This window comes from Amycolatopsis sp. WAC 01375 (assembly GCF_003947325.1).
Taxonomy (GTDB): Bacteria; Actinomycetota; Actinomycetes; order Mycobacteriales; family Pseudonocardiaceae; genus Amycolatopsis.
Map to the genome: position 1 here is coordinate 198,339 of NZ_QHHW01000022.1, position 22,316 is coordinate 220,654.

The window sequence follows — 22,316 nt, forward strand, 5'->3', positions numbered from 1 at the left end:
CTATCCCTCTTCCTTGAGAGTCTCATTGCCGTGCGCGATCAACGGGACGACGCCCGCGCCGATGCCGTCGAATCCGGCACCGACGGTCTGGCCCTTGCTGTAACGGAGGTGGATGCCTTCCAGGATCACGGCGAGTTTGAAGAACGCGAAGCCCACGTACCAGTTGAGCCGCGAGACGTCGCGGCCCGAACGTTCGGCGTAGCGCGCGATGACCTCGTCGTTGCTCGGGTAGCCCGGCGCGGAACTGGCGTTCGACACGAACTGCAAGGACACCTTGTCGCGTTCGGCGTAGGCCACCAGTAGCGCGAGGTCGGTCAGTGGGTCACCGAGGGTGGACATCTCCCAGTCCAGCACCGCGGTGATCCGGTCGTCGTCGTTCACCAGCACGTTGTCCAGCCGGTAATCCCCGTGGACGATCGACGGCTTGCCGGAAACCGGCACCGAACCCGCCAGCCGATCGTGCAGTTCGTCGACGCCGGGGAGATCGCGGCTGCGGTTGCCGTCGAGCTGTTTCTTCCAGCGTCGCAACTGGCGTTCGAGGAAACCTTCCGGGCGGCCGAAATCGCCGAGCCCCACCGCCTCCGGATCGACGGCGTGCAACTCGACGAGGGTGTCGACCAGTTCGTCCGCGATCGCCTTCGTCCTGGCGGGGCCCAGCGCGGCCAGTTCGGTGTCGGAGCGGAAAGGCGTGCCCTCCACGAACTCCATCACGTAGAACCGCGCGCCGATGACGTCGGTGTCCTCGCACAGCAGCACGGTTTCCGGTACCGGGACGGCCGTGCCGTGCAGGCCCGAGATCACCCGGAACTCGCGGCCCATGTCGTGCGCGGTCGGCAGGACGTGCCCCAGCGGCGGGCGGCGGACCACCCAGCGGGACCGGCCGTCGCCCACGATGTAGGTGAGGTTGGACCGGCCCCCCGCCACGACCTGGCCGCTCAGGTCGCCACGGACGAGCCCGGGCCGGTGCTCGTCCAGGTGCGCCTTGAGCATGGCCAGGTCGAGGCCTGGCAGGTCGGACTGGTTCATGGTGCCTCCAGCATCTCGCTTTCCGGTGACAGTACCGACCAGTCGGTATGTCTGGTAGGGGTGGTCCGGCGAGGTGCCGGAGGTCACCTTCTCAGGCGATCAGCCGGACGACCATCTCCGCGACGCACGCCGGTTTGGGCTCGCCGTCGATCTCGATCGTCCACCGGACGACGGCCTGCTTGCCACCGGAGACGTCGGTGACCTCGACCAGTTCGGCGCCCGCCCGGATCTTCGCGCCCACCTTGACCGGCTGGGGGAACCGGACCTTGTTCAGTCCGTAGTTGATGCCCATCTTGAGCCCGTTGACCCGGTAGAGCTTCCCGACGAAACCCGAAATGAGCGAAAGCGTCAGGAAACCGTGGGCGATCGGGCCGCCGAACGGTCCTTCGGCCGCCTTCTCGACGTCGACGTGGATCCACTGGTGGTCGTCGGTGGCGTCGGCGAACAGGTTCACCCGGTCCTGGGTGAGTGTCAGCCAGTCGCTGTAGCCGAAGTGCTCGCCGACGGCGTTTTCGAACTCCTGCAGTGAGGCGAATTCGCGCATGGCTCAGTCCTTCGGTCCGCCGGCGACGTAGATGACCTGGCCGGAGATGAATCCCGCGCCATCGCTCACCAGGAACGACGCGAGGTTGGCGATGTCGTCGGGGGTGCCGACGCGCTGCACCGGGATCTGCGACGCGGCCGCCGCCTTGAAGTCCTCGAAGGACATGCCGATCCGCTCGGCGGTCGCCGCGGTCATGTCGGTGGCGATGAAACCGGGGGCGATGGCGTTCGCGGTGACGTTGAACTTGCCCAGTTCGATCGCGAGGGTCTTCGTGAAGCCCTGCATGCCCGCCTTGGCGGCGGAGTAGTTGACCTGGCCGCGGTTGCCCAGCGCCGAGGTGCTGGACAGGTTGACGATGCGGCCCCATTTCTCCTGCGTCTGGTACTTCTGCACCTCGCGGGTCATCAGGAACGAGCCCTTCAGGTGCACGCCCAGCACCGAGTCCCAGTCCTGTTCGGTCATCTTGAAGAGCAGGTTGTCGCGGGTGATGCCGGCGTTGTTGATCAGCACGGTCGGGGCGCCGAGCTCCTCGGCCACCCGGGTCACCGCGGCTTCGACCTGTGCGGCGTCGTTGACGTCCAGCGCGACACCGACGGCCTTGCCGCCCTCGGCGACGATCGCTTCGGCCCCCTGCTTGACACCCGCCTCGTCGAGGTCCAGCAGGCCGACGGCGAACCCGTCGGAAGCGAGCCGCTTGGCCACGGCGGCGCCGATGCCGCGGCCGGCGCCGGTGACGATCGCTACACGGGAGGGGTGTTCGGTCACGGGTGACTCCTCGTCGTCGAGTGGAAGTGACGTCGAGTCTGCCGTACTGAGCGGTCGGTTTGTAGAGATGCACGGCCAGGAGTTTCGCTGTGATCGTAATCACGGCGGGTGACCTCGGGGCCCGAACGGATACTCCCGGCCGCCTGATCGCCCCGACGTCCAGTGCGTCGACCTGCACTTCCGCTCGCGGCGGACGACGGGCGAGACGCCGCTCCCGCTGATGACGCCGCAGCAGGCTTCGTTGTGGCGCCGTCGTTCGGTCCCCACAGCAGGGGGTCCGGAACGTGTGGGTCGGGTTGGTCGTGAGTGGCGATTCGGGTTAGAACCCGAATCGCCACTCACGACCAACTGGAGGTCAGCTCGCCCGCCTGCCGAGAACCTCGGTGATCAGCTTCGGCAGTTCGCCACCGTGCCACGAACTGGGCGAGAACCGCTCCTGCGCGATTCCGTCCCAACGTTCGCCGTCGTCCAGCGAAATGCCTTTCTCGCGGGGAACGAGGGTCCCGATCTCCTGCGCCGTGACGCCTTCCCCGGCAAGGGTCTTCTTGGCGAGCGCGACATCCTGTGGCCGCACGGCGACCACGAGCGTCCAGTCGCCCCAGGCCTGCGCGAGTTCGAACCGGCCGAGTCCCGACTGCTCGCAGACGTCGGCGGGCGCGTCGTCCAGCTGGACGTCCGTCGTGATGCGCGCGCCGAGACCGTTGGCGCCGCAAAGGGTCCGCACGGTCGGGAAGAGGCCGTCGGAGACGTCCATCGCGGCGCGTGCCAGTCCGGCCGTGGCGAGCGCCCTGCCGGCGGCCACCTGTGCCGTCGGGCGGCAGGCGCGTTCGCGGATGTCCGCGACGAGAGACTCGGGAAGGCGTGCCTGCTTTTCGGCGAGCAACGCGTACGCCCACAGATAGCCGGGTGAACCGACCAGCAGCAGGCGGTCACCGGCTTCGGCGCCCGCGCGCCCGAGCCGTCCGCCGGGGACGCACCGGCCGATCGCCGTCGCGGTGAGCTGCCGCACCGGACCGTCCCGGAGATCGCCGCCGACGACCTTGGTCCCGTGTGCCTCGGTGCAGTCGTCGACGCCGTCGAGAAGCCGCCGGAACTCGCCCGCGGTGGTCGTCTTCGGCAGGGTGTAGTTGACGACCAGGCCGAGGGGGGTGGCGCCCGCCGCCGCCAGATCGGACAGATTGATCGTCGCCAGCAGCCAGCCGGCGTGATACGGATCCGTTTCCCCGAGGATGGTGACCAGCGGAGTGGGGCAGCTGTCGGTGGTGGCGACCAGTTCGCCGCGAAGCCCTTCCGGGGCGTCGAGAACGGCGCAGTCGTCACCGAATCCGCGGACACCGCCGTAGCGCGGCCGCAGGATGTGCTCGAGGATCGCGTGCTCGCCGAGGTCCCCGAGGCGGACGTCGTCGCCGACCGGCGAGATTTCAGTTACGCCCGACATGATCCGCCAATCGGGACGGGGCCACGTTGTGGTCGCTGGAATAGTTGTTCGGCATCGTGCCGTAGGGCTGCTCGCTGCCGGTGGAGGCGAACAGCATCAGGTTGCAGATCCGTGTTCCGGGGTGCAGGAGCACCGGATGCCGCAGGTGATTCACGATCTCGAGAGTCAACACGGCCCCTGTCTCACTGCCGAAACCGGGGCTGACCTGACCGCACAGGACGACGCTGATGCCGAGCCGCGCGTAGTCGCTCGTGCCGTCGACGAGACCGGCGAGTTTCTCCGAAAGCCCGATCTTTTCCAGTGTCGGCGCGAGAACGACTTCGCCGGGCTCGACGGACAGCCTGCCTTCGGCGTCGAGTTCCTTCGGGCGGAGGTCCGGATACGTGCTCCGGTCGGCGATGTCGACGGTGCCGGTCGATTCCAGCGCGAACGCCTTACGTCCGAGCCGCAGGCTGATCGCGGCGGGGCGGACGAGACCGGGCTCGAACGGGGTGATCGTCAGTTCCCCGTTCCGGTGCGCGCGTTTGATGGCCCGGTCGGTCAGGATCCCGCGGCGCGGGGCGGGCCAGGTCAACGGCACGACGCCACCGCTTTCGCGACGGCGCCGACCAGGACCCGGAAATCGGCCTCGGTCAGTTCGCCGTTGGGCTGGTCGTCGGTCTGGCCGGGCTCGCAGTACACGACGGTGGTGCCGGTGCGATGCGGGCCCTGGATCACCACGGTGGCGGTCAATCCCGCCGCGATCGGGCGGACGGTGTGCACGATGGCGGTGTCGCACGAGTAGACGTCGCCACGCCGGACCCGCGGGGTCTTCTCCACTTCGAGCCGGGCTCCGCCGTCCGCGCGCAAGGCGGCCGGATTCGCCGGATCGGCGCCGTAGCGGTAGCGGTCGTACGCCATCCCGCCTTCGGTCGTTTCGCGGAATTCGACCATGTGCAGACCTTCGCCCGCGACGATCGTCGAGGCGAATTCCCACCGGTGGCTGTGTGGATTGGACTCGCCGCGGGACGGTTCCGCGGATTCCGGCCAGACGTGGAGCCGGATCCGGAAATCGGCGGAGGCGTGGAGCACCATTTTGGCGAATCCGTTGGGATGCCAGTAGGAACGCTTCGCCGCGGTGCGGACGTTTTCTTCGTCACCGAGGATTTCTTCGAGCCAGGAGAGGAAGCTTTCGGGAGCGTCCTGGACCCGGTGCGCGACCGTGCGCAGCCAGGCCAGGTCCGCGTCGCCGTGGCGGGGTCGCGTGCCGGTGACCTCATCGAGGAACGCGTGCGCGTCTGCCCGGACGGCGGTGAGTGTCGATGGCGGGGTGTCGATCATGTAGTCGTTCCTGGAGGGCTGAGCGGGGGCGCCGCGGCGGCGAATGCGGCCGCGCGGAGCGCGGTGACTGCGTCCAAGGTCTGCCAGATGGGTAGGTCGCCGCTTCCCCAAGCCCAGAGCCCTTGATCGGCGTCGTAGCGCTCCCAAAGGGTTCCGAGCGCCCGGTTGAGCCGGGGGAGTGGAAGGAAGGGGGCGGTGGCGAGCGCTTGGACGACCCAGGCTGCGGTGAAGTGCCGGATGATGATCCGGGTGGTTCCTTCCCCGTCGGGGCGAGGCCTTTCGAGATCCTCGGCCACGCCATCGTCCGAATGAGAGCGGTCGATGAGCCATTGTGTGGCTTCGTCGGCGGCCTCACGGACGTCGTTGCGATCTTCACGGCTGCACAGGACGTCCCGCAGCGCGACGACCGACCGCGCGGTGTGCACCACCGACGCCTCCGGGGCGACGAGCCCGGCCTCGTTCTTCTCGGGCCACAGGCGTGCGCCGTCGAAGTCGAGCCGGGCCGCCAGGAGGGCGTCGATCAGCCGGTCGGTCAGCGGGGCGTCCGGCCGCAGCCGGACCGCCGTGTGCAGCACGGCGGACAACAGGTACGGGCGGGTCCGGCTGTACGGGTCGAGCGACCCCTCGAGCTGGTCCAGCCCTTCGTCGGCGGACATCGTGCTCGTGCGGAACAGCGCGTCCACCACCGACGCGGTGGTCTCCGGCCGCTTGCCGCCCGCGCGGCCACGCCAGCCTTGCTCCGATTGCAGCCGGTAGAGATCTTCGGCGAGCGTATGTAGGTCGATGTAGGGATCGCCTACCACCAGCATCGTGTTGATCCCGTACGCGGTGCTGAGGGCCTTCGGCCCGGTGTTCTTCTGCAGGTTGTGCCGCCAGCCCAGCGGCTTGCCGTCGTCGTCGCGGATCAGGTGCTCGGCGAGCTTCGCGCCGACGGTATGGAAGACCTGCAGCAGGGAACGCGAGGTGTCGACGACGCCGGCGTCGCCGAGGACGGGTGGGGTGTGTTCGTGGGGTGAACGGGCCGTCTCCACCAGCGTGAACAGTGTGTTCGCGGCGCGGAAGTGGTCGTCGAGCTGGCGGGCGTTGTGCGCCGACGGCAGGTATTTGCCGGTCTCCCACTGGGTCAGGTTCGCCCTGGTGACGCCGATGATCCTGGCGGTCTCCGCCTGCGTTTCCCCCGCGGCTTTGCGCAGCCGCCGCAGCTCGCGTCCGACACCCGACGCGGTAACGGTTTCCGCATCAGGGCTTACCGGCTCGCCTCCGGCCGATGTAGGCTTCATGTAGGCACTAGACACGGACTTACCTACCTTCGGTAGGCATGTAGGGGCGGTGACTGAACGTGCACACAACGGCGAGAGTACAGCAAGCTGATCGGACCGTGCTGGCGCATCGGTCAACGTCTTGTCACAAGATGCGGAAACCGTGAAAGGGCCTGTTCTGCCTGGTCTTGGGGTACGTGATCGCACCTGACGGCCAGGGCCGGTACCACCCGGGCGCGACCGGAGAGCGGATGCTGACAGCCATCTGAATGTGACGCTGCGCATCCGAACCCGTTCGTGTCGCCTGTGGGCCACACGAATGCCGGAGTAGGCGTCGTGTGGGCCGACCCTAGTTCGCGCTTGGCTGCATCGGGGGTGAACCTCATGTCCCACCACGAGAACCACACGGCAGCGCCCCGATCCTGGTTCGACCGACTTCTCGAACGTTTCCACGAATGGCTCTTCGCGACCGACGAAGACACTCGCGCGGCCGCTCGCGGCTGGCAGGTGTCCCGGGTGCCGGACAGCAGGCGCCGCGTCTACCGCGACCCCCGCTGGGACACCGTCCACGCGTGCGAACCCTGCGGGGGCACGGGGTGGTGGCCCTACGAGGACGCCGTTTGCCCGGACTGCGCCGGTGCCGGTGTCGTCCGCTCCATTCCCGCGGCGGCCGTGGCCGCCGAGCAAACCGCCGGACGGACAGGAGGAAGGTCATGAGCCGTTGGCAGGAACCCCAGGCGATCGCCGAGCTGGCCAGGGAGATCACGGTGGTCAGGAGGCCGAACCCGCTCACCGCGCTCTATCACTGGCGTTACGAGATCGGCGTGCTCCTCGTCCTCCCGTACGCGTTGTTCGCCCTTTTCCAGGCGGTCGGCCCGATCTGGGGCGCGGTCGTGCTGTTCGGCGTCGCGAACTGGCTGTTCTACTGGCGCTCGGCGCGGCGATTCCTCCGTGACCGGCTCCGCTCGGTCGTCGTGCAGCACCGGCTGCGGACCGGCTTCGCCCGTGCCCGGGTGTGCACCCTCGACGGCAAGCTGCCGGTGATCCTGTGGACGAAACCGCGCGGTGACGAAGTCGAGGTCACGGTGTTCTGCCCGGCAGGAGTCGGCTACGAGCGCATCGAGCAGCGACGGGCTTTGCTCGCGGCGGCGTGCTTCGCCTCCGACGTCCACGTGTACCGCCATCACAAACGCGCCAATGTGGTGCACCTTTCGGTCTGCACCGCACGCTTGCGCAAGGACACCGAAGACGCGGACGAGGTCAGGCCTGGCCTGCCGCCCGCGCGACGATATGCCGGGCAGTCGGACGGTGCGGCCATTCCCCTGCCGGGGACCTTCGCAGGAATTCCTCGCGCAGTTCGGCGATGAACTCTTCACCGCGCACGTTCGCCAGCGGCCGCATCGGCCCGGAGCGGGTGTGCGCGGTGAAGAACGCGTCCGCGTCGGGATGGACCATCGGGAACGCCAACGGCTCATCCAGTTCGAGCACGGCGCCCTTCAAAGCGGGCAGGAGCCGTTCTTCCCAGGAGCGGTCGCCTGCCGGGACGCGTTCCCGGAGGACGTCCGACAGCACGGTGAACGGCCCTCCCGGTTCGGTGCTGTGCGGCCAGTAGACGACCGAAAGCACTCCGCCGGGGCGAAGCGCGCCGGTCCAGGATCGGAGCGCGGCGTCGGGTTCGGGCAGTTGCTGGAGTCCGAAGACCGAGACGACCGCGGCGGCGGAGGCCGGTTCGAGTTCCGAGGCATCGCCCTCGGCAACGTGTACGAGTGAGTTGCCCGCGGCCCGCGTCCGCGCTCGGGCGGCCATGCCCGCGGACAGATCGATGCCGACGATCTCGCGGCCGGGCAGATGCCCGGTGAGCACGTCGAGTTCCGGGAAGGTCCCGCAGCAGGGAACGAGAACGGGGCCGCCGGGCAGCTCCGCGGGGAGGGCCCGCACCGCGGCGGCGACCCACGGCGCGAACCGGGGGACGTAGTAGGCCTCGTATCCGTCGGCGGCTTCGTCCCAGCCGCGGGCGACGCGGGCGAGGTGTTCGGCGGTCATCGTGCTGTCTCCGTCGGGTATTCGAGCGCGGCCAGGCTTCGCCGCAGGTGCTCGCGTTCGGGTTCTGTCGGGGCGAGCTCGATCGCTTCGCGGTAGGCCGTGGCCGCCGCGTCGTGGCGGCCCAGCCGCTGCAGCAGGCCGGCCCGGGCGACGGCGAAGGGAGGGTAGCCGCGGAGCAGCGGTTCGCCGGTCAGTTCGTCGAGCAGCGCGAGTCCCGCGGCCGGGCCGTCGCGAAGGGCGACGGCCACGGCGCGGTTGAGCGCGACGACAGGGGACGGTGCCAAGGTCATCAGGACGTCGTAGAGCGCCACGATCTGCGGCCAGTCGGTGGTTTCGACATCGGCCGCCTCGTCGTGCAGGGCCGCGATCGCGGCCTGCACCCCGTACGGTCCTGGCGGGCCACCGGTCAGTGAGGCGACCACCAGGTCACCGCCCTCTTCGATCAGGTCCCGGTTCCACCGGCTCCGGTCCTGGTCCGCCAGGAGGACCGGTTCGCCGTCCGGCCCGGTCCGGGCGTCCCGCCGGGCGTGGACGAGCAGCATCAGCGCGAGCAGCCCCGCCACCTCCTGATCGGCGGGCATCAGCCCGCGCAGGATGCGGCCGAGCCGGATCGCCTCCTCGGCGAGGTCGGCCCGTTGGAGACTCGCTCCCGAACTGGCCGCGTACCCCTCGGTGAAGATCGAGTACACCGCCTGCAGCACACCCGGCAGCCGCTCCGGTAGTTCGTCCGCGCCGGGAACACGGAACGGGATGCGGGCCTCGTGGATCTTCTTCTTCGCCCGCACGATCCGCTTCGCCATCGTCGGCACCGGGACGAGGAAGGCCCGCGCCACCTCCGGCGTGGTCAGCCCGGCGAGAAAGCGCAGGGTCAGCGCACCCCGGTCCTCGACGGGCAGGGCGGGATGGGCGCAGGTGAAGAACAGCCTCAGCCGCTCGTCCGGCAGGCTGTCGCCGTCGTCCGCCGCGGGAGCGGGACCGGCCCGCTCCGCCTCCACCTGCAGGACCGCGAGTTTGGCGGCGTAGGCCTGGTCCCGGCGCAGCCGGTCGACCGCCTTGCGTCGCGCGGTGGTCATCAGCCACGCACCCGGCCGCGGCGGGACACCGTCCACCGGCCAGCGCTCCAGCGCCGCTTCGATCGCCTCGGAAGTGACCTCTTCGGCCAGGTCCAGATCGCCGAAGCGGCGCACGAGCGCGGCCAGTAGCCTTCCCCGTTCTTCGCGGAACACCGCCTCCACCGACCCCATCCCGGGCCCCCGCTCGTCCATGGTCAGACGCTGAAGTCGGCGACCGGGCGGATCACGACGGATCCGTCCCGCGCGCCGGGGCACCGGGTCGCCCAGTCAAGCGCGGTGTCGAGGTCCGGCACGTCGATGACGTAGAAGCCGCCGAGTACCTCGCGGGTCTCGGCGTACGGCCCGTCGGTCACCGTCCGCTTCCCGTCGCGATCGACCTGCACCGTCGTCGCGGTGACGAGGTCGGCGAGCGACTCCCCGGCGGACCAGATCCCGGCGTCCTTGACCTGCTTGTCGTAGGCCATCCAGTCCTCGACGGTGCACTGGGGCTCGACGTCGCCGGCCGCGGCCTGGATCAGCAGCATGTACTTCACGGTGGTACTCCCGTTCTGTTTTCCGCGCGGCCTGCTTGCCGCACGACACCACTACGAGCGGGAGACCGTCAAATGGACATGACGGCGGGAGGAATCTTCAGGACGCCGTCTCCAGCGCTTCGGCCTGCTCCGTCACCGGTGCGGTGACCACGCGGGCGGGGATGAGCAGCGACGCCAGCGCGATCAGCCCGGTCAGTGCCATCGCGCGTTCGACCAGCCCCAGCGGGATCGCCCGCCACCACGGCTCGCCGCCGTTCATCGAGACCACGATCGCCCCGAGGATCACCCCGAACCAGGCCAGCGCGGCCACCGCGAGCACCCGCGTCACCGCACGCCGCGCGGGCGAGGAGGCGAAGACGGCTTTCGCGGCGAACCACACGGCCAGCGGAAGGGCGACGAAGGCCACCACGCTCGCGATCCGGTGCACCGTCCCGCCGGTGCTCGGCCCGATCGCCCAGTTGTTCTTGGGGAACGCCACGATCACGACCAGGCTCACCGTCCAGAGCGCGCAGAACACCGAGGCCGCGGACAGGGCGGGAAGGTGCTTGCGGCGGATCAGCGCGCCGAAGCCGATCGCCGAGCCGAGCGCGACCAGCAGCACCGCGATGTCGAAGATCCACTTGTGCTCGCTCAGCGCGTATTCGCTGATGGTGCGGCGGATCGGGCTGATGTCGCTGGTGGCGGGGAGGACCTGCAGCAGCAGGATCAGCAGCGCTCCGCCGGCGACCGAGACCACGGCGGCCAGCAGTGCCAGCGGTGACCGGGCGGTGACCTGGGGCGTCGTCATGGTTGAACGGTAACCATCCAACCTGAAGGTTTTCTTAGGCTTTCCTGTCGGAATCGACAGGAGTCCCGGTGATCGTTCCGGCACGGTCGGTGAGATCGTTGGGCCGAAAGGGGTGCAGACGACTTGTGGCGGGTCCCTCGGACGGGGTCCCGGGTCTAGGGTCTCGCTACCGGTGACCTCACCCGGTCACCGGACTGTCCAAGGAGGTCAGTCTGTGGGGTATTCACCAAACCGGCGAAGAGCGGGATGGACGGCGGCGACCCTGGTGCTCGCCGGCACCTTCGTGGCACTTCCGTCGGCCACGACGGCAGGGGCCGCGGACAACGTGGTGCGGGCCAACCAGGCCGTGCCGCGTTCCTGTTTCGCCGCGCTGCAGAAGCCCGGTGCCTCCGGCACCGATCGTCGCGAGTTCACGTCCACAGTAGACGGTCTGCTACAGGCGCGGATCGCGCCTCGTGGCGGCGGTGAGGGCGACTGGGACCTCGCGGTCTTCGACAAGGCGACCGGCGCCGTGGTCGCCGCGTCGGCCGCGTTGCGCAGCCACGAGCTCGCCGAAGGTTTCGTGAAGAAGGACCAGAAGCTGGTCGTGCAGACCTGCCGGTACGCCGGGCAGACCCGCGACGCGCTGCTGGGCGTCGACTTCCTCGCCCTCACGCCGACCGGGGCCGCGCCCGCGCCGCAGCGCGCCGAACTGGTCCGGGTCGAGACGCCTGCCAAGCAGGACAAGGACAAGCTCCTCCGGCTCGGGCTGGACGTCACCGAGAAGGCCGACGCCACCGGCGTCGAGGTCGTCCTCGCCAACGACACCGACCGCAAGACGCTGGCCGACAACGGCTTCAAGTCGAAGGTGATCGAGCCGGATCTTTCGGGCAAGTCGATCCGGAACGCCAAGGCCGACAGCGAGTACGACGCCAAGACGCAGGCCTCGGCCTTGCCGTCCGGGCGCACGAGCTACCGGCACCTCTACGACTACCAGTTCGAGGTCAAGGAACTGGCCCGCAAGAACCCCAAGCTCGTCACGGCGTTCACGCTGCCGCAGCCGACCTGGGAAGGCCGCGACGTCGTCGCCCTCGAGATCGCGACCGACGTCAAGAACATCGCCGACGGCAAACCCGTCAACTTCACCATGGGCGTGCACCACGCCCGGGAGTGGCCTGCCGGCGAACACGCCATGGAATGGGCCCACGAACTGGTCAAGGGCTACACCGGCACCAACGCCGAACTCCGCGGCCTGGTCGGCCGGACCCGCAACATCATCGTGCCGATCGTCAACCCCGACGGCTTCGAAATCTCCCGTGAGGCCGAGCCCAAGGGCGACTTCTCGCGTTTCGACTACGAGATGAAGCGCAAGAACTGCAACGTCAACGACTCGCCCAAGGAGTTCGCGACCGGCGTCTGCAAGGCCAACCCCGCCGGCCGTGAACGCGGCACCGACCCGAACCGCAACTACGCGGGCTTCTGGGGCGGCGCCGGCGCGTCGACCCTGTGGCGCAGCGACACCTTCCGCGGCGCCGGCCCGTTCTCCGAGCCCGAGACGCAGAACGTCCGCTCGATCGTGTCCAACCGCCAGGTGACCAACCTGATCACGCTGCACACCTACTCCAACCTGGTGCTGCGTGTCCCGGGTGTCGCCGCCGTCCGCCCGCCGCTCGACGAGCCGGCGTACAAGGCGCTCGGTGACAAGATGGCCTCGCGCAACGGATACACCAGCCAGCCGTCGTGGGCGCTCTACGACACGACCGGTTCGACCGAGGACTGGTCGTACTGGGCCACCGGTGGCTGGGGCTTCACGTTCGAGGTCGGCCCCAACGAGTTCCACCCGCCGTTCGCCGACGGTGTCGTCGCCGAATACACCGGTGTCGCCCCCGCCGCGGGCGCGGGCAAGGGCGGCAACCGGCAGGCCTTCGTGGACATGCTGGCCAACACCGCGGACCCGGCGGCGCATTCGACGCTGATCGGTACCGCGCCGAAGGGCTACCAGCTGAAGCTGCACAAGACCTTCCAGACGCCGACCTCGCCGGTGGTGCAGCCGGACGGCTCGACGAAACCGCCGATCTACGTGACCGACAACCTGAACTCGTCGCTGGCCTCGACCGGTGGCCGGTTCGCGTGGTCGGTCAACCCGTCGACCCGGCCCTACGTCGCGGGCCGCTACGGCCGCGAACCGCAGGGTCCGGCGCAGCCCGCGATCCAGGTCGCCAACCCGGCCGGGGTCCCGGCGACCAACACGAACTACCCGGCCGACCCGGCTTCGGAGAGCTTCACGTTCCACGTGGACGGGCTCCCCAAGGTCGACAACGGGAAGTTCAGCGTCGACGTCAAGTGGGCCAGCCAGGACTCCGACTGGGACCTGTACGTCTTCGACGCCGCGGGCAACATGGTGTCGTCGTCGGCGAACGGTTCGACCACGGAAGAACACGCGATCCTGTACGACCCGCCCGCCGGGGACTACACGGCCGTGCTGGTCAACTACGCGCAGGCGAATCCGTCCACTGTGGACGACTGGACCGGCGGCGTGTCGTTCCAGTCGCCGATCCCGCCGACCTATGGCCCCAAGGAGGCGTACCAGCTGACCTGTACGTCGCCGAAGGGCAAGCTCGTCGGATTGGCGGACGTCTACATCGACCGCGGTCAGACGGTCGACGTCGGTGAGGTCTGCACCCGTTCCGCGCGGGCCAAGAAGGAGCGCGGCTAGCCGGTAGTCCATAGCGCGTGAAGGCCCCCTTCCCTCGGCTCAGCCGAGGGAAGGGGGCCTTCACGCGCTATCTCTAAACGGTGCCCACGACCCGGTCCCGCACCAGGCGCATCGTCGCCGTGTCCACAGTGGACGGCTCTGCCGCCAGCCAGCCGCCGATCTCGTGCAGGAACTGCTCGGGTGTCATCGGCGGCGCGGGGGAGGGGTCCTCGTGCTCCGTGGTGACCTCGCCGGTCCGGCTCGGGTACACGATCATCGCGCCGCGCAACGCGACGCCCGGCAGGATCCGCCGGTACTCGGCGAGGCTTTCCGTCAGTCTGCTCCCGCCGCCGCGGAAGGCGCGGCCGTTGCGCAGCAGGCGATCGTCGTCATCGGTTTCGTAGTGTCCCGGCAGCCACAGTTTCGATTCGACGAGCACGAGCCGTTTTCCGCACAGCACCGCGTGGTCGACGTCGGCGAACACCGAATCCGGCCACGAGAGGCCGTGGAAGATCCGTGCGCCGGGCAGCCGGGTCAGGTAGCGCTCCAGCAGATCGGCGGTGAGCCGCTCGGCGAGCTCGTCGGTCTCGGTGCCGGGGGTGCCGAAGACGTGCTTTCCGCCGAATTCGGCGGCGAACCGGTTCTTGGCGCGGGAAGCGGCGAGATAGCCGCGCGCGAGCCGTTGCACCAGCAGGGCGGTCCCGGCGGTCAGGATCAGCCAGACGATCAGCGTGGGGGCCGTGAATCCGACGCCGGTCAGTACCGGGAGCAGCACCAGCACCATCCCGCCGACCGCCGCGACGACCGGGGTGTGCCCGGGGCCGCGCCGCCGTCCGTGGCGCACGCGGCCGTCCTGTGCGGCGAATTCCCACCATTCGAGGTCTTCCGGATCGATCACGACCGGCTCGGGCTCGTAGCCCGGTTCTTCGCCGAAGCGACGCCGCGGTCGCGGCCGGATCGGGACGCGCACGGAGCGCCCGCCCGCGTCGTAGCCCGCACGCCGCATCGGATCGCTGAGCGTGTCGTAGGCCTCGCGGACCAGCTGGAACGTGAGCGCGGAACCGCCGGTGTCCGGGTGATGTGACTTCGCCAGCCGCCGGTACGCGGTCTTGATCTCGTTGACCGAGGCGGCCTTGCCCACGCCGAGCACCTCGTAGTAGTCGACATCGGGCACGGGCGGGTCACCTCCAATGGGCCGGGTCGCAACAATATTCGGCCGCCGCCGGTCACCCGCAACCACCTCCGCGGCGCGTCGGGGTGACGTCGCGGGCATACTGTTTCGCTTGTGGCGGAACGAGGTCTGCTTCCCGCGCGTCCTGGATATCGTGGAGATCGACAGCACGCGAGGAAGGACAGCGGTGGGAGAACCGGTCACGGGCACGGCCGCGGGAGTACCGTTCACAGTCTTGCCGCCATCGACCGAGGTCAGCGGCCCCGCGCCGGTGGTCGTCGCTTGGCACATGATCGACGCGCCCCGTTCCGACGCCGCGTTCGCGGCCGCGTTGCCGCTGGCGGGGGTGCCGGCGTGGCGGGTGTATCTCGGAATGCCGTTGTGCGGCGCGAGAATGGTCGACGGCTCGATGGACGCCTTGCTCGAGCGGGCCCGGCGTGACGCGATGCTCGCCTACGTCGACCCGGTCGTCGCGCAGGCGGCGCTGGAGTTCCCCGCCGCGCTGGCCGAACTGCGCGAACGCTTCGGCTTCGACTCGTCCCGGATGGCCGTCGTCGGTGGTTCGCTCGGCGGTGCGGTGGCGCTGACGATCCTGGCCACCCGGGAGATCCCGGTCCGCGCGGCGGTCCTGATCAACCCCGCCGTGCGGGCGCGTTCGGTGATCGGCCTGGTCGAAGACATGCTGGAACAGGCATATCCGTGGAGCGACAAAGCGGAACGAGCGGCGGATCAGCTCGACTTCGTCGCACGATCGGGTGAAATCTCGGCGCGGGACGAGCAGGTTCCGCTCCTGCTCGTCAGCGGCGAGGGCGACTATCCGTCCCTGCGCACCGATGCCGACGACCTGGTCGCCGCGTTGCGTGAGCGGTACGCACGTCCGGACGACGTCCGCCTGGCCAGGCTGCCCGGTCTCGCGCATCCGCTGGCCGAAGAGCCGGGCATCGAACCCGCGCCGCAGCTGCCGATCGCGAAACTGGTCGACGACACGATCACGGAGTGGCTGGAGCGCCGTCTGGCTTGACGCGCGTCAGCAGGCGGGCGGCGGGACCGATCGGGGCGGGCCGAATTCGAGGCGCAGCTTGTCGGTCTTCGGGATCACGAACGCGACGCCGGTCGAGGCCCGCCAGTTCCCCGGGAGGAAGACGTACTGGCCGCCGGACTGGAGCAGCAGCTTCAGCCCGGTGTACCGGTACTTGTACGCCGATTCGGCGTCGGCGCATTTCACCTGTGTGACACCGTTCGCGGTGAGGTTGAGGCTTTCCGCGCTGTACAAGGTCGCGGCCGGTCTCGTCGTGATCACCCCGGAGGCCTCGAAGGCGCGGCTGGTGCCGACGGCTCCCGAGTAGTCGCCGACGGACCAGAAGAGGCCGATGCTCACCAGGACGTAGCCGGTCACCAATTCGGCGACGTTCGAACGGCCGCTCGCCGTGCTGCGCGAGGTCCAGCGCCGCCAGGCGAAGAGCACCATCAGGACACCGATTGCGAAGCCGAGCCCGGGAACGCCGGGATGGTCGCGAAAGGGTTCCGGGTCGAGGGCGATCGCCGTCGACGAGACGAGGAGCGCGAGGCCGAGCACACCGGCGACCGGGGTGCAGATCCGCAGCAGCCGGTTCCACGGGCCTTCGCCGAGCCGCATCTTCAGGAACCGGGTCAGGATCAGGAAGAGCAGCACCGCGCCCGCCGCGCCGGTCAGCGGCAGGAGCATGCCGTCGACCCCTCGCCCGAAGATCTCGTCCGGTGTCTGGCCGAGAAGCGTGTAGTGCACGCGGAAGTAGATGAAGTACGTCTGCGTGTAGACGAGCCCGAAGTAGTAGAGCAACGCGGTGAGCAGGGTGGTGTTGGCCAGTGCGGTGCCGATCAGCCTGAGTGCGCGCGACGGGTCCGCCGCCGGCTCGCCGACGGCGGGCTCGGGTCTGCGGAGGCCTCGGCGGAGTGAGCGCCGGACGCTCATCCGCCCGTGGTTTCGCTCGGTTCCGTGCTTTCCGGCTTCGGGGGAGCGGAGCTTTCCTCCGTCGTCTCGGTTGTGCACGACCTGGCCCGGATCGTGATCGTCTTGCCGGGGTGGACCGGATTCGGCCCGATACTGCGGATGCAGTCACCCGCGCTCGCGTCCGCGATCACCACCGAGACGCCGCACCGACGGGGACTCTTGCAGAGGTCCGCTAGGTTCTGCTCGATCGCGTTCTTGGCGGTGGTGGGATCGGTGCCGAGCAGGTCGCTGTTGTACCTGATGGGGCTCCCGGGAACGACGGGCGGACGGGGTTCCTCGGTGCGCCGGGGGCCTGGTGCGGTCGGGGCCGCCTCGGAAGACGCCGTCGGGGCGGTCTCCGTCGTCACCTCGCTGCCGGTGGTCAGATCCGCCGGAGCGGTGTCGCGGGGAGCCGAGGCTCCGCCGCAGGCCGCCGTGAACCCGAGAGCGGCGATCGCGATAGTCGTGCCGAACAGCCGTTTCATGGACCTCACCGTCCCTGGGAAGACGTCCTTCTGAGTAAGGACGCAGAACGACGGCCCCCTGATACGTCCCGGCTTGGGCCGTTCGGGCGTATTTCGCTGATTTCGCCCTTTCGGGCAGACCGGGGTGGACCGGCACGCGACAACTTCGCCGCCTGGCCTTCCGACACGCCGTGATTTATGTTAAGAAACTTTACTAACTAACAGGGAGGCACGTTTTGAGTTCATCCCCGCTGCCGGGGCTCGAGCGGAAGATCGGGCCGCTCCAGGCGACCGCCATCAACATGACCCAGATGTGCGGGATCGGCCCGTTCGTCACCATCCCCGCGATGGTGGTGACCCTCGGCGGCCCGCAGGCCATGTTCGGCTGGCTCATCGGCGCGGTCATCGCGCTGGCCGACGGCCTGATCTGGGCCGAACTCGGCGCCGCCCTCCCCGGCGCCGGCGGCACCTACGTGTACCTGCGCGAGGCGTTCGGCTCCCGGACCGGCAGGCTCATGCCGTTCCTGTTCGCGTGGAGCGCGGTGCTGTTCATCCCGCTGATCATGTCAACCGGCATCATCGGGCTCGTCCAATACCTCGGGTACCTGATCCCGGGGGTGGCCGACGACGGCGGGACCACCGGGCTCGGCAAGGTCATCGGCCTCGGCGTCATCGCCGCGATCGTGTTGGCGCTGTTCCGCAAGATCGGCGAGATCGGGAAGCTGACCACCGTCCTGTTCGCGATCATGCTGTTCGCCGCGCTCTCGGTGATCGTCGCGGCCTTCACGCATTTCGACGGCGCGCAAGCGTTCGCGTTCACGCCGGGCGCGTTCTCGTTCGACGGCGGCGCGTTCTGGGCCGGGCTCGGGGCGGGCCTGATCATCGCCATCTACGACTACCTCGGCTACAACACCAGCGCCTACCTCGGCGGCGAGGTGCGTGACCCCGGCCGGACGCTGCCGCGATCGATCATCCTCTCGATCCTCGGCATCATGAGCCTGTACTTCCTGCTGCAGCTCGGCGTGCTCGGCTCGGTCCCGCTGGAGGAATTGAAGAACGCCACTTCGGTCGCCTCCACCGTGCTGGAACAGGCTTGGGGCACGGGCGCGGCGAAGGTCATCACCGTGTTCATCGTGATCGCCGCGATCGGCTCGGTGTTCGCCGGTCTGCTCGGCGGCTCACGGGTCCCGTTCGAGGCCGCGCGCGACAAGGTGTTCCTGCCGGTGTTCGCCCGGCTGCACCCGAAACTGAACCTGCCGACGGCCGGTGTGCTCACGATGGGCGTCATCACCGCGATCGGCTCGCTGTTCACGCTGACCGCGGTGATCAACGCGGCGGTGACGGTGCTGGTGCTCATCCAGTCGCTCGCGCAGGTGGCGGCGATCGTCGTGCTGCGGCGACGGCGGCCGGAACTGGAGCGGCCGTACCGCCAATGGCTCTACCCGATCCCGACGGTCATCGCGCTGCTCGGCTGGGTCTACATCTACTTCTCCGCCACCTGGCTTTCGATCGGGCTTTCGGTGGGATGGATCGCGCTCGGCGTGGCGGCGTTCCTTGCCTACGCGAAGGCGGAGCGCGTGTGGCCGTTCGGGCCCAAGGGAATCCAGGAATCGTTCGCGGGGGCGGCAGCAGAGGGGAACGTGAAGTGACGGGGGACGAACTGATCCTGGGGATCGACTTCGGCGGGACGAAGGTCGCGATCGGACTGGCCGACAGAGCGGGGAGCCTGCTGGTCACCCGGCGGCTCGACACCGACGCGCAGGCGGGCGCCGCGCAGGTGGTCAGCCGTGCGCTCGCCGCGGCACGGAAACTGCTCGCCGACGAAGGCGCCGCCGACGCCCTTGTCGCGATCGGCGTCGTCAGCCCCGGCATCGTGCTGGAGGACCGCATCCTGCTGGCCCCCAACGTGCCGGGCTGGGAGCAACTGCGGCTGCGCGAACTCGTCGCCGCGGAGTTCGATGGTGTGCCGATCGAGGTGGGCACCGACGCCAAGGCGGCGGCACTCGCGGAATGGCGGTGGGGGGCGCTGGCGGACACCGATCCGGCGGTCTTCCTCTCCTTGGGGACCGGGATCGCCGCGGCGGTACTGGTCGGCGGCCGGCTGCTGGCGGGCGCCAACGGAGCTGCGGGCGAGATCGGGTACAACCTCCGCTCGCCACAGGACACCGACGGGTTCTCCGGCGGAGCGGCGCCGCTGGAAGAGGCCGTCGGTGGGCGTGGGCTGGGCGGCCGGGCGAGTGTGCTGCTCGGCCGCCCGGTAACCGCGGGCGAACTGTTCGGCCTCGCCAGGGAGAACGCACAGGCCAAGGAACTGGTCGGAGCGGCGCTCGACGAACTGTCGATGCACGTCGCGAACCTCGCCATCGCTCTCGACCCGCGGCGTATCGCCGTCGGTGGGGGACTGGTGCGCTCGGCCGACGTTCTGCTGCCCGCGTTGCGAGAGCGGCTGGCGCAGGCCGTGCCGTTCCCGCCGGAGCTGGTGGCGGCGAAGTTCGACCAGGACGCGTCCCTGCTGGGCGCGATCGCGATCGCGCTGGCCGCGTAACCCGCAATTCGGCACCTGGTTGCGATAGTTGCGCCAGGTAAGCATCGCGTTCAGGTGCCGAATGGCGATCACCGACCGAAGCCGCCGGGCCTTCGCTAGATCCGATCTAGCGAAGGCCCGGCGGCTTTCTCGCGCCTAGGGGGTGAGGCGAGAGGAGGTCGGTCATGGGCGACAGTCCGCTGCGGGTCGCGGTGATCATCGGCAGCGTCCGCGAAGGGCGGGTGGGGGACGCCGTCGGCAAGTGGTTCGCCGGCCACGCGGAACACCGGGACGACCTCGTCACCGAAGTGCTCGACCTCGTCGAATTCGACCTGCCCGCCGGGCTGCCGGAACCGCCGGCCGCCGACATGAAGCGATTCGCGAGGCTGGTCGACGAGGCCGAGGCGTTCGTCGTCGTCACCCCCGAGTACAACCGCAGCTTCCCCGCCTCGCTCAAGCAGGCGATCGACTGCGCCTACGACGAGTGGCGCGCGAAGCCGGTCGGGTTCGTCTCCTACGGCTACCGCTCGCAGGGGCTCTACGCCGTCGAGCAGCTGCGCACGATCTTCACCGAACTGCACACGGTGACCATGCGCGACAGCGTGGCCTTCAACCTCCTCGACGGCACCTTCGCCCGCGACGGCACCCCCTTCGACACCGACGGGCAGGGCCAGGCAGTGACCACCTTGCTCGACGAACTCGTCTGGTGGGGCCTCGCCCTGCGCGAAGCACGCGCCACCCGTCCCTACGTCTGCTGAAAGCTTCTGAAAGGAAAACGAAAATGAGTGAACTGGCCATCGAAGCCTCGGGGCTGGTCAAGGTGTTCGGGGAGAACCGGGCGGTCGACGGGATCGACCTGAAGGTCCCCGCGGGCACCGTGTACGGCGTCCTGGGACCGAACGGCGCCGGCAAGACCACCGCGGTGAAGATGCTCGCGACCCTGCTCCGCCCCAACGGCGGCGAAGCGCGCATCTTCGGCAAGGACGTCGTCCGCGATGCCGACGCGGTCCGGTCCATGGTGAGCTTGACCGGGCAGTACGCCTCGGTCGACGAGGACCTGACCGGGACCGAGAACCTGGTGCTGATCGGCAGGCTGACCGGGCACCGCAAACCGGCCGCCCGCGCGCGGGCGGCCGAACTGCTGACGGCGTTCGGATTGTCCGAGGCCGCGGGGCGGCAGGTGAAGAACTACTCCGGCGGGATGCGGCGGCGGATCGACATCGCCGCGAGCATCCTCAACACCCCCGACGTGCTCTTCCTCGACGAACCGACCACCGGGCTCGATCCCCGCAGCCGCAACCAGGTCTGGGACATCGTTCGCGCGATCGTGCAGCACGGCACCACCGTCCTGCTGACCACGCAGTACCTCGACGAGGCCGATCAGCTGGCTTCCCGGATCGCGGTCATCGACCACGGCAAGGTGATCGCCGAAGGCACCAAGGGGCAGCTGAAGGCTTCGGTCGGCGCGGGCGCCGTCCACGTCCGGCTACGGGAGGCCGACCAGCGTTCCGAAGCCGAGGCACTGCTCGTCCGCACCTTGCAGGCGCAGGTGGTGCTCGAACCGGACCCCGTCGCGCTGACCGCGCGGCTTTCGGGCGAGAGCACCGAACAGGGTGCCGCCGAACACGCCTCGCACGCGCTGGGCGAACTGGCCCGCGCGGGAATCATCGTCGACACCTTCTCCCTCGGCCAGCCGAGCCTCGACGAGGTCTTCCTGGCCCTGACCGACCGCACCGCCACGCCTGAGGAGAGTGCAGCTTGAGCACCACGGCAGTCAAAGAAAACGAACCCGTTCTCGCGGCACCGAAGCCCGAAGAACTGGCCGCAGTCCTGATCGCGAAGAACCGTCCTCAGCGCCCGAGCGCGCTGTCGACCTCGGTCACCTTCGGGTGGCGCGCGATGCTGAAGATCAAGCACGTGCCCGAGCAGCTGTTCGACGTCACCGCGTTCCCGATCATGATGACGCTGATGTTCACCTACCTGTTCGGCGGCGCGCTGTCCGGTTCGCCGACGGAGTACCTGCAGTTCGTGCTGCCGGGCATCATGGCCAGCAGCATCCTGATGATCACCATGTACACCGGGATTTCGGTGAACACCGACATCGAGAAGGGCGTGTTCGACCGGTTCCGCACGCTGCCGATCTGGCGGCCGTCGGCGATGGTCGGCTATCTGCTCGGCGACATGCTGCGCTACCTCATCGCGTCGGTGGTGATCCTCGGCGTCGGGCTGATCATGGGCTTCCGTCCCGGCGGCGGCGTCGGTGGCGTGGCCGCCGCGATCCTCCTGCTGCTGGCGTTCTCGTTCGCGTTCTCGTGGATCTGGACGATGTTCGGCCTGCTGCTGCGCAGCGAGAAGTCGGTGATGGGCGTCAGCATGATGGTGCTGTTCCCGCTGACCTTCCTCAGCAACATCTACGTCGACCCGAAGACGATGCCGGGCTGGTTGCAGGCCTTCGTCGACGTCAACCCGGTGACCCACGTGGTCGCGGCGGTCCGCTCGATGATGGACGGCAACTGGGACGGCGGCGAGATCACCTGGGTGCTGATCGCCGGCGGAGTCATCCTCGCGATCTTCGGCACGTTGACGATGCGGCTCTACAACCGGAAATGAGCACACTCCGGTTGGCGATCTCGCGTGACTGATGGGACGGCACGGGTGATCCGGCGGACGACACACGTGCCTGGATGGACGACACACGTGTCGGGCGGATTTCGCCATCGACCTGA

At 69.1% G+C, this 22,316-nt stretch carries 23 protein-coding genes; 9 read left to right on the top strand and 14 right to left on the bottom strand.

Features of this window, described 5'->3' with window-relative positions; translation table 11 throughout:
• The 7 genes from DL991_RS11780 to DL991_RS11810 all read right to left on the bottom strand — a co-directional run bounded on the left by DL991_RS11780 (position 1) and on the right by DL991_RS11810 (position 6,373).
• The gene (locus DL991_RS11780; protein ID WP_125783886.1) at positions 1–1,026 is read right to left on the bottom strand and encodes a phosphotransferase family protein; all 1,026 of its coding nucleotides are present in this window, start codon (positions 1,024–1,026) and stop codon (positions 1–3) included.
• A 91-nt stretch (positions 1,027–1,117) separates the two neighbouring features.
• Positions 1,118–1,570, bottom strand: coding sequence for a MaoC family dehydratase (locus DL991_RS11785; RefSeq protein WP_125783888.1), 453 nt, complete (start codon positions 1,568–1,570; stop codon positions 1,118–1,120).
• Positions 1,571–1,573: 3 nt separating this feature from the next.
• Positions 1,574–2,335 (bottom strand): 3-oxoacyl-ACP reductase FabG, encoded by a 762-nt coding sequence (gene fabG / locus DL991_RS11790; RefSeq protein WP_020637045.1) that lies wholly within the window; start codon positions 2,333–2,335, stop codon positions 1,574–1,576.
• 355 nt (positions 2,336–2,690) lie between these two features.
• Complete coding sequence (locus DL991_RS11795) at positions 2,691–3,773, bottom strand: thiamine-monophosphate kinase (RefSeq protein ID WP_125783889.1); 1,083 nt, start codon at positions 3,771–3,773, stop codon at positions 2,691–2,693.
• Positions 3,757–4,353, bottom strand: a complete 597-nt coding sequence (gene dcd / locus DL991_RS11800) for a dCTP deaminase (protein ID WP_125783891.1) — start codon at positions 4,351–4,353, stop codon at positions 3,757–3,759. Before dcd ends, DL991_RS11795 begins: the two co-directional genes overlap by 17 nt.
• A complete protein-coding gene (locus tag DL991_RS11805) occupies positions 4,344–5,093 on the bottom strand; it encodes a hypothetical protein (protein ID WP_125783893.1) in 750 nt (249 codons plus the stop codon). The genes dcd and DL991_RS11805 overlap by 10 nt, the downstream gene beginning before the upstream one ends.
• A complete protein-coding gene (locus DL991_RS11810; RefSeq protein ID WP_125783895.1) occupies positions 5,090–6,373 on the bottom strand; it encodes a helix-turn-helix transcriptional regulator in 1,284 nt (427 codons plus the stop codon). Before DL991_RS11810 ends, DL991_RS11805 begins: the two co-directional genes overlap by 4 nt.
• 363 nt (positions 6,374–6,736) lie before the next feature.
• Between DL991_RS11810 and DL991_RS11815 the strand changes: the two genes are divergently transcribed.
• Positions 6,737–7,069: a zinc finger-like domain-containing protein gene (locus DL991_RS11815; protein WP_125783897.1), complete on the top strand. Its 333-nt coding sequence runs from the start codon at positions 6,737–6,739 to the stop codon at positions 7,067–7,069.
• A complete protein-coding gene (locus tag DL991_RS11820) occupies positions 7,066–7,719 on the top strand; it encodes a hypothetical protein (RefSeq protein ID WP_125783899.1) in 654 nt (217 codons plus the stop codon). The genes DL991_RS11815 and DL991_RS11820 overlap by 4 nt, the downstream gene beginning before the upstream one ends.
• Here DL991_RS11820 and DL991_RS11825 read toward each other — a convergent pair.
• The 4 genes from DL991_RS11825 to DL991_RS11840 form a co-directional block, all read right to left on the bottom strand.
• Positions 7,613–8,395 carry a trans-aconitate 2-methyltransferase gene (locus tag DL991_RS11825; protein ID WP_125783902.1) on the bottom strand — a complete coding sequence of 261 codons (783 nt, stop codon included), beginning with the start codon at positions 8,393–8,395 and terminating at the stop codon, positions 7,613–7,615. The genes DL991_RS11820 and DL991_RS11825 overlap by 107 nt on opposite strands.
• Positions 8,392–9,660, bottom strand: a complete 1,269-nt coding sequence (locus DL991_RS11830) for an RNA polymerase sigma factor (protein ID WP_125783904.1) — start codon at positions 9,658–9,660, stop codon at positions 8,392–8,394. Before DL991_RS11830 ends, DL991_RS11825 begins: the two co-directional genes overlap by 4 nt.
• A 2-nt stretch (positions 9,661–9,662) precedes the next feature.
• A complete protein-coding gene (locus tag DL991_RS11835; protein WP_125783906.1) occupies positions 9,663–10,001 on the bottom strand; it encodes a YciI family protein in 339 nt (112 codons plus the stop codon).
• 97 nt (positions 10,002–10,098) lie between these two features.
• On the bottom strand, positions 10,099–10,788 hold the full coding sequence (locus tag DL991_RS11840; RefSeq protein ID WP_125783908.1) for a DUF998 domain-containing protein: 690 nt from the start codon (positions 10,786–10,788) through the stop codon (positions 10,099–10,101).
• A 214-nt stretch (positions 10,789–11,002) separates the two neighbouring features.
• Between DL991_RS11840 and DL991_RS11845 the strand changes: the two genes are divergently transcribed.
• The gene (locus DL991_RS11845; RefSeq protein WP_233598800.1) at positions 11,003–13,483 is read left to right on the top strand and encodes a M14 family zinc carboxypeptidase; all 2,481 of its coding nucleotides are present in this window, start codon (positions 11,003–11,005) and stop codon (positions 13,481–13,483) included.
• Positions 13,484–13,556: 73 nt separating this feature from the next.
• Here DL991_RS11845 and DL991_RS11850 read toward each other — a convergent pair whose 3' ends face one another.
• On the bottom strand, positions 13,557–14,636 hold the full coding sequence (locus tag DL991_RS11850; protein ID WP_125783910.1) for a DnaJ domain-containing protein: 1,080 nt from the start codon (positions 14,634–14,636) through the stop codon (positions 13,557–13,559).
• A 109-nt stretch (positions 14,637–14,745) separates the two neighbouring features.
• On the opposite strand from DL991_RS11850, the gene DL991_RS11855 reads away from it, so the two are divergent.
• A complete protein-coding gene (locus tag DL991_RS11855; protein WP_125783912.1) occupies positions 14,746–15,654 on the top strand; it encodes a S9 family peptidase in 909 nt (302 codons plus the stop codon).
• Positions 15,655–15,660: 6 nt separating this feature from the next.
• On the opposite strand, the gene DL991_RS11860 is transcribed toward DL991_RS11855, so the two are convergent.
• Together DL991_RS11860 and DL991_RS11865 are read right to left on the bottom strand one after the other, a co-directional pair.
• The gene (locus DL991_RS11860; RefSeq protein WP_125783914.1) at positions 15,661–16,584 is read right to left on the bottom strand and encodes a hypothetical protein; all 924 of its coding nucleotides are present in this window, start codon (positions 16,582–16,584) and stop codon (positions 15,661–15,663) included.
• Positions 16,581–17,087, bottom strand: a complete 507-nt coding sequence (locus tag DL991_RS11865) for a hypothetical protein (RefSeq protein ID WP_125783916.1) — start codon at positions 17,085–17,087, stop codon at positions 16,581–16,583. Before DL991_RS11865 ends, DL991_RS11860 begins: the two co-directional genes overlap by 4 nt.
• A 215-nt stretch (positions 17,088–17,302) precedes the next feature.
• Between DL991_RS11865 and DL991_RS11870 the strand changes: the two genes are divergently transcribed.
• The 5 genes from DL991_RS11870 (at position 17,303) to DL991_RS11890 (ending at position 22,200) form a co-directional block, all read left to right on the top strand.
• Positions 17,303–18,715 (top strand): APC family permease, encoded by a 1,413-nt coding sequence (locus DL991_RS11870; RefSeq protein WP_125783918.1) that lies wholly within the window; start codon positions 17,303–17,305, stop codon positions 18,713–18,715.
• Positions 18,712–19,611, top strand: coding sequence for an ROK family protein (locus DL991_RS11875; protein WP_125783920.1), 900 nt, complete (start codon positions 18,712–18,714; stop codon positions 19,609–19,611). The genes DL991_RS11870 and DL991_RS11875 overlap by 4 nt, the downstream gene beginning before the upstream one ends.
• A gap of 164 nt (positions 19,612–19,775) precedes the next feature.
• Positions 19,776–20,348, top strand: coding sequence for an NADPH-dependent FMN reductase (locus DL991_RS11880; RefSeq protein WP_125783922.1), 573 nt, complete (start codon positions 19,776–19,778; stop codon positions 20,346–20,348).
• 23 nt (positions 20,349–20,371) lie between these two features.
• Positions 20,372–21,352 (top strand): ATP-binding cassette domain-containing protein, encoded by a 981-nt coding sequence (locus DL991_RS11885; RefSeq protein ID WP_125783924.1) that lies wholly within the window; start codon positions 20,372–20,374, stop codon positions 21,350–21,352.
• Entirely contained in the window at positions 21,349–22,200 is an 852-nt protein-coding gene (locus tag DL991_RS11890; protein WP_125783926.1) for an ABC transporter permease, read from the top strand. The genes DL991_RS11885 and DL991_RS11890 overlap by 4 nt, the downstream gene beginning before the upstream one ends.
• The last annotated feature ends 116 nt before the right edge of the window (positions 22,201–22,316 follow it).